We start from the raw sequence: 6,758 nt of genomic DNA, 5'->3' as shown, positions 1-6,758 counted from the left end.
ACTTATATTGCCGAGGAGAACTCGAATTCACTCATCTTTCTAAATGCTGTTTTCTCACTTTTTCAGCAAGCCCTAAGCTAATGCTGTAGCTGCTGGTAAAGGTTCAATTTGTTCTGGCTTGGCGTGACATTCAAGCAATTTGGTCGCAAGCCCCCGGATTCATCCGTGGTGTTAATTCTTCAATTCTTCAATTCTTCAATTCTTCAATTCTTCAATTCTTCAATCGATTGACGGCGGGGGTCATCAAAACCCCAAGCAAATAGCCAATCTGGGTCAGCGTTACCGCACCCGATCGAATATATTTGGCTGTGTTTGAAATTCTGGAAAAACTCCTGACATTTTTCATCGGTCATTAGCGATTCCTCTAGTGGCAAGTCGTGAATTAGGGCGTATAAATCAAATTCGTTTCGCTCTGGATTCCATTGGTACCGCAGTTCTGGACTGTAACCAAGTTCGAGCAGCTTTGCTATTGCCTCATCAGGGTTTTTATAGTTATCTAAGTGAACGCGGCTCAGGGAAACAACTACTTGTACGTGGTGGTATTTGGCGGGCGTTAATTGATATTTTGCAATCGTTTTTTCCTTTTTTTATCATCACAAGAGTAATAGGTTTTTCCGGTTACATTTTATTATGGGTTAGAGTTGCTTTTAAGAAAATAAAACAAATTTACTAAATTAACCGCAATGCTCACCCTACTTGTCCGTGGGCTATCAGGGATGGATTCACAGAAAAGCCTAGCGATCGGAGTCAATATATGCAGGCAATCCTTTTAAGCCGTGAAGAAGTTGCACAACGTGCCAACCAATTGTATGAAAGCACCATCCGCGAAAAGGTAGAAGTGGAAGAGAACATCGGCAAGATGGTCATCATCGACATTGAGACAGGTGATTATGAAGTCGATAAAACAGGATTGCAAGCATCTCGTAACCTTAGTAAGAAGCACCCAAACGCCCGACTCTTTGGTATTCGCATTGGATATAACGTTGCTGTCTCATTTGGTGGTGTCATGGAGCGTGTCTGCAAGTGATTTCTGGGATTGTGACAAATAGGCACGCAACTGTAACGCTGACTTTCTTGCTACCGCATGGCTCAAGCATCCCTATTGAGTTCGTCATAGATACAGGCTTCACTGGGGAATTGTGTCTTCCTCTAGAAGCTGTTTCATTGATGGGCTTGACCTTTAGACACGACATTCTCGCAAATTTGGCAGATAATAGTGAAGTCTTGCTACCAGTTCACGAAGCGCGATCGTCCTTTGGGATAGTGAAGAGCGAGAAGTCCTAGTCATTGCGACAGGAAGGCGACCTTTACTTGGAAGTGCCTTGCTGGATGAGCAAGAACTTGTTATTCAGTTTACAGAAGGCGGGTTGGTGACATCGATGAGTTGTAGCTGTCCTCAAGGTTGCAAGTACGCGCGATCGCTCTTTCCTCTAGCTCGACAATTTACCATTTACAAGTTTTTATAAAATCATGTCACTTTTTTTCACCGATGGGGCGATCGGGGTGGTTTATTCTTTAATTTAAGGCTGAGCAGAAGTTGTTCAGACTGTTCACAGTTAAACCGCAGATGTTCCGGATAAGTCGATCTGAAATAGTATTGTACTGCAACTGCGAAACAATTATACAGCAAATTTCAGGTAAGTGAGGTACATAAAAATCGCAGGTAGGGACTTAGGCTAAGCCTTATCCTTGCGGGGATTGTTCCATAAGCGGGTGTACTTCAGAAACCTGCAATCTGCTGTAAGTTAGCTGCCTCCAAACTAGAGGTCTTCAAACTCTCCGGAATTGGGACGCTAAGTATAGAAATGAAAATGAATATGCTCAACATCTGTAATAGATTGAGCAGACAATAGGTCAATAACATTGAGGAAAATAGTTATGGAACAATCGGCATATCTATACAGCTTGCTTGATAATGATGGTGTTGTTCGACGTGATTTACCAGCAGCTAGTCCTGCCCTATCTCTAGCACCTCCTTCCGCTAGCGCAGAGTTTAATGCACATGAGATTCGAGGAAAAGTGGGAGCCAGAAGTTGGCCTTTTAGGGCAGCCTTAAGACCGCCAAAACCACACCTACCCAAACTTGTGAGCAGTAGTGAGGGCAAAATCAAATCTATGCTGCTTACTATCCCTGTAGGGACAACAGAAGGGGATTTTGAAGCTATTTATAAGAAATTGCTAGAAACCCTGCCCAAAGATACTAGGTTTGTCTGCTTGGTTAACTCTGGTTCCAAACCCATTGTTGAAGATTGGTTGAAAATGTATGACCGAGACAAAACAGCTACAGTTGTTGAAGCTCCAGATTATGTTGGCTTCTCAATTTGGGCACAGGATGCCTATGCTATCTCAACCTCTAGTGACCAGGAAACTTACTTCGTCGAACCTCTATCATTCTTACGATATGCTGATGCAGTTATTGCAGATTATGTTACTCATGCAACAGATATCAAAAACTTTCAGGTGCCTCTATATTTTCAAGGTGGGAATATTTTAATTGGGGATGACTTTTGGTTGATTGGCATTGATTATCCAACAAAGACACTAGAGTATGTTGGTGATGCAATTTTTCCAGATGATGGTGAAACACCGGAGAACTTAGTACAGCGACTCTTCAAGGACAACCTTGACGGATCGAGGAATTTGATCTACGTAGGTTCTTCAATACCAGTACCTGCAGAAGACGTTGTGCTGGTAAAAGAAGAAGGTCAGTATTTCGTCGATATAGTGTTTCAGGGTAACCGAGATGGAACAGCCCAACCACTGTTTCATATTGATATGTTCCTGACTCTAGCAGGGAAAGATGCAAGCGGAAAATATCAGATCCTTGTGGGCGATCCTTCAATGGCACCAATGCCGCAATCAGCACTTGCTACAGCGTATTCTATGCAAAGCGTCTATGATGCTATTGCTAGCTTCCTAAAAGCTCAGGGATTTACTGTCATTCGCAATCCATTACCGCTTACCTTCTCAAAGCAAATGAGAAATGTCGAAGAGTTAAATCGTCCACAAGACAAGAAGCTCTCCGAAATTTACCTTAAGCTCCGTGCTTTGGGGATAACAGAAGTTGAGCTTCGTAGCTGGTATTTTGCTACAGCAAATAATGCACTGGTTGAAATCACAAAATCCAGTAAGCGCGTGTGGTTACCAACTTACGGTTATGAAGACTACAAATACTTACAGGATGCAGACAAGGGAAACCAGAAGATCTGGGAAGACCTCGGTTTTGAGGTGACAATGTTACCAAACTTCCACAGGCTAGCTCGTGGATTGGGTGCTGTACATTGTATCCAGAAATACCTGGAGCGAGAGTAATGTCCGATCGACCAGCAGTATAACACTGCGTTGGAGCGGACAGCCAACAGAGCTTGGTGCTAAGTTTGAGGCTGTCTGCTGCTGCTCAACTATACCGTTAGACCACTAAGTTACTAGACTGGCACTTCTAGAAGATAGCTATAGTAATGCAGACCGAAAATAACCAATAATAAAAACCCGGTTTATTGAAGAAACCGGGTTTTTATCTATTCGATCGCCCTCAAGCAAACCTACAATTACTACAAGGTAGAAGTGCCACTTAAATCGCTACTTGTTGGTAGCTGAATAGGACTCGGATTCGCATTGAGTAAGAGGTCAGCTTCCTGACCATAAGGATTAGCAGTAGGAGCGATCGCACTACCAACACTCGTCGCTTGCAAAGGCAGAATTGGCTGAGTTTGAGCGTTGGTTAGAGATGTTAACAAGCTGTTAGAGTCGTAGATGAGAATGTCATCATCGATGCCACTAAAGCTATTCAGGGTTGGAATTGAACCGCCATTTAGCAAGATGTCATCGGTGGTAGATGTGGCAGCAGTTGGTGTTGAAATAGCTGGATTAGTAGTTATTGTCACCAGTGGCTGGCTGGCACTTTCTAGAGTAGTAGTCGTGCTATTTGACTGGCTAATTGATTCAGTAATCGTGCTATTTGACTGACTAATAACTGCGGTAGTCGTGCTGTTTGGCTGACTAATTAATGCGGTAGTCGTGCTGGATAAGCTAGTGTTAGAACCGCTGTCGATCGCACTTAGAACATCGTTACTATCAACAGGTTCGCCGGTTAAAAGATCGGTATCCGAGGGAGTATTGAAAACTCCAGGCAGCGGGGCTCCGGGGGTGATGGAAATAAACCGAGAACTGTCGATCGCACTAAATTGAGTATCTTTCACCCAAGCTAAGTGTTCGCCGGTGCCTGCGATGCTAATCAAAGCATCGTTAGTATAATTCTCGCCGCCTTGAACGATTTGCAATTGGTCAAAAGTGAGGTCTTGTGAGAGTCCGAAGTAATCGCGATCGGCCTGGAAGTAGAAAATGTTATCAAGTCCCGAACTTGGTGATAGCACAAATATGTCGGAACTACTGCCTCCAATCAGCGAATCTTGACCATTTCCGCCCTTGAGCACGTTGTTACCTTCGCCGCCGTAGAGACTGTCATCGCCATCGTTACCGTTAAGGCTGTCGTTGCCGCTGCCACCATTTAAGAAGTCGTTGCCATTACCGCCATCGAGGGTGTCATTACTGCTGCCACCATCGAGACTGTCATCGCCTTCGTTGCCCAACAGGTAGTCGCTGCCAGCTTCCCCGGTTAGCAAGTCGTTGCCACAACCGCCGTCAAGGGTGTCCTTACCGGCACCTCCCAGCATGGTGTCGTCCTCGCATTCACCGAACATCAAGTCGTCGCCGTTACCACCGCCCATCCAGTCGTTGCCACCACCACCTGTGAGGGTGTCGTCGCCGGAATCGCCTGTGAGGGTGTCGTCGCCGGAGTCGCCGAAAACCATGTCGTTACTGGCGCCGCCGTCCATCAGGTCGGTTTCGTCGCCACCGTAGAGGGTGTCTTCCCCTACTTCACCTAACATGGTGTCTTGCCCCTGACTGCCAAACATCAAGTCGTTGCCGGCACCTCCGAAGAGTTTATCGTCGTCGATGCTGCCGTCAATTTTGTCGTTGCCGGCACCTCCTAATAATTGGTCGTTGCCCGTACCGCCGAACAGTTGGTCGTTGCCGGCGCCGCCGTCGATGGTGTCGTAGCCGGAACCGCCGTCGATTTTGTCTTCGCCTGCTTCTCCAAAAATCAGGTCGTCTTCTTCGTTGCCCCAAATGTTGTCGTTGCCGGCGCCAGCAAAAATGGAGTCGTTGCCGGCTTGAGCCCAAATGTTGTCGTTGCCGTCGCCGCCGAGAATCGAGTCTGCGCCGGAACCACCGTCGATGTTGTCGTTTCCGGTTTGTCCGAGGAGGGTGTCGGCTGCATCTCCGCCGTAGATTTGGTCGTTGCCGCGCCCGCCGTCGATGAAATCGAGGTCTTCGCGGCCGTAGAGTTCGTCGTCGCCGTCGTTGCCCCAGAGGGTGTCATTGCCGGTACCTGCATCGAGGAAGTCGTTGTCGTCGTTACCTTCGAGGCTGTCGTTGCCGGATTGACCGAAAATTCGATCGCCCCCTTCTCCCCCTGCTAAAGTATCGTTGTTCGCCCCGCCGTCGATGTAGTCGTCGCCGCTGTTGCCGTCGGCGAAGTCGTTGCCGTCATTTCCGAAAATGCGATCGCCCCCAGCGCCCCCAGTCATGCTATCGTCGTCTGCGCCACCTTCTAAGTAGTCGTCGCCATTGTTACCGGAGAGGGTATCTTTGCCGATTTGACCGAAAAGTCGATCGGCCCCTTCGCCACCATCAAGGCTGTCATTGCCCGATTCACCCCACAGTTGGTCGTCTCCAGTTTGTCCTAACAGCGTATCGTCGTTATCGCCACCCCACAGTTGGTCGTTATCGGCATTGCCTTCTAAAAAGTCGTTGCCTTGGCGGCCGTATAATTTGTCACGGCCGTCATTGCCGGAGAGAGTATCGTTTTCGGTTCCCCCATCTACGAAATCGTCGCCTGTTCCGCCAGCTAGGGTATCATCGCCACCTTCCCCGTAGAGGCTGTCATTATCTTCGCCGCCGTCGAGTTGGTCGTTGCCGAAACCGCCGAACAGGTTATCGCTGCCGGATTCTCCCAGCAAGTTGTCGCTGTCATCGCCTCCCCAGAGAGTGTCGCTATCGTCGCCACCGAGGAGAGTGTCGAGGCCGGATTGACCGTAAATTCGATCGCGCCCTTGATTACCCTGAAGCAAATCATTGCCGGAACCGCCGTCAACAATGTCATCGCCACGGTTGCCGATAACCGTATCATTACCGACTTGTCCGAACAAACTGTCATTATTTTCGCCACCGTCTAGGAAATCGTTACCGTCGCCACCTTCGAGGGTATCGTTTTCAGTACCGCCGTCAAGGGAGTCGTTGCCGAGTTCCCCAAAAAGTCGGTCTGTTCCTGAGTTGCCTTCCAGGATGTCATCGCCACCAAAGCCGTACAGAGTGTCGCTGTCAGCTTGACCGAGAAGGGTATCGTTGCCTTCGCCTGCCAAGAGTGAGTCGTCGCCGAAACCGCCTTGCAATAAGTCGTTGCCAGCTTGACCGAACAAGGTGTCTTTGCCATCGCCGCCGTAGAGGGAATCGTTACCTTCGCCGGCATCAAGGATGTCATCGCCGTTTTCGCCAAACAAATAGTCATCGCCAGCTTGGGCTGATAAAGTGTCATCGTCTTGACCACCCCAGAGATAGTCATTACCAATTCCGGCATCAAGAATGTCTTTGCCGTCACCGCCATAAAGGGAATCGTTGCCTTCGCCGGCATCAAGGATGTCATCGCCGTTTTCGCCAAACAAATAGTCATCGCCAGCTTGGGCTGATAAAGTGTC

The 6,758-nt window shown here is 48.0% G+C and carries 6 protein-coding genes; 4 read left to right on the top strand and 2 right to left on the bottom strand.

The window, feature by feature from the left end:
- Window positions 1-203: 203 nt before the first annotated feature.
- A complete protein-coding gene (locus tag QUA70_RS11730) occupies window positions 204-353 on the bottom strand; it encodes a hypothetical protein (protein ID WP_333347132.1) in 150 nt (49 codons plus the stop codon).
- A 14-nt stretch (window positions 354-367) separates the two neighbouring features.
- Here QUA70_RS11730 and QUA70_RS11725 point away from each other — a divergent pair, with 14 nt between their 5' ends.
- From QUA70_RS11725 to QUA70_RS11710, 4 genes are all read left to right on the top strand, one after another.
- Complete coding sequence (locus tag QUA70_RS11725; RefSeq protein WP_333347130.1) at window positions 368-673, top strand: hypothetical protein; 306 nt, start codon at window positions 368-370, stop codon at window positions 671-673.
- An 81-nt stretch (window positions 674-754) separates the two neighbouring features.
- Window positions 755-1,027: a hypothetical protein gene (locus QUA70_RS11720; protein ID WP_333347128.1), complete on the top strand. Its 273-nt coding sequence runs from the start codon at window positions 755-757 to the stop codon at window positions 1,025-1,027.
- 11 nt (window positions 1,028-1,038) lie between these two features.
- On the top strand, window positions 1,039-1,284 hold the full coding sequence (locus QUA70_RS11715) for a hypothetical protein (protein WP_333347125.1): 246 nt from the start codon (window positions 1,039-1,041) through the stop codon (window positions 1,282-1,284).
- A gap of 594 nt (window positions 1,285-1,878) precedes the next feature.
- Window positions 1,879-3,312 (top strand): hypothetical protein, encoded by a 1,434-nt coding sequence (locus QUA70_RS11710; RefSeq protein ID WP_333347123.1) that lies wholly within the window; start codon window positions 1,879-1,881, stop codon window positions 3,310-3,312.
- A gap of 239 nt (window positions 3,313-3,551) precedes the next feature.
- Here QUA70_RS11710 and QUA70_RS11705 read toward each other — a convergent pair.
- Window positions 3,552-6,758 (bottom strand): calcium-binding protein (locus QUA70_RS11705; protein ID WP_333410422.1); only part of this gene is annotated, 3,207 nt, incomplete at its 5' end.

Source organism: Microcoleus sp. LAD1_D5 (assembly GCF_036702115.1).
Taxonomy (GTDB): Bacteria; Cyanobacteriota; Cyanobacteriia; order Cyanobacteriales; family Microcoleaceae; genus Microcoleus.
Note: the sequence above shows the minus strand (reverse complement) of the source record. Positions and strands in the feature narration are given on the sequence as shown.

What these genes read in the sequence shown, in the direction of transcription:
- QUA70_RS11730 (WP_333347132.1), bottom strand. Translation starts at nt 353, where the DNA reads ATGACCGATGAAAAATGTCAGGAGTTTTTCCAGAATTTCAAACACAGC.
- QUA70_RS11720 (WP_333347128.1), top strand. Translation starts at nt 755, where the DNA reads ATGCAGGCAATCCTTTTAAGCCGTGAAGAAGTTGCACAACGTGCCAAC.
- QUA70_RS11710 (WP_333347123.1), top strand. Translation starts at nt 1,879, where the DNA reads ATGGAACAATCGGCATATCTATACAGCTTGCTTGATAATGATGGTGTT.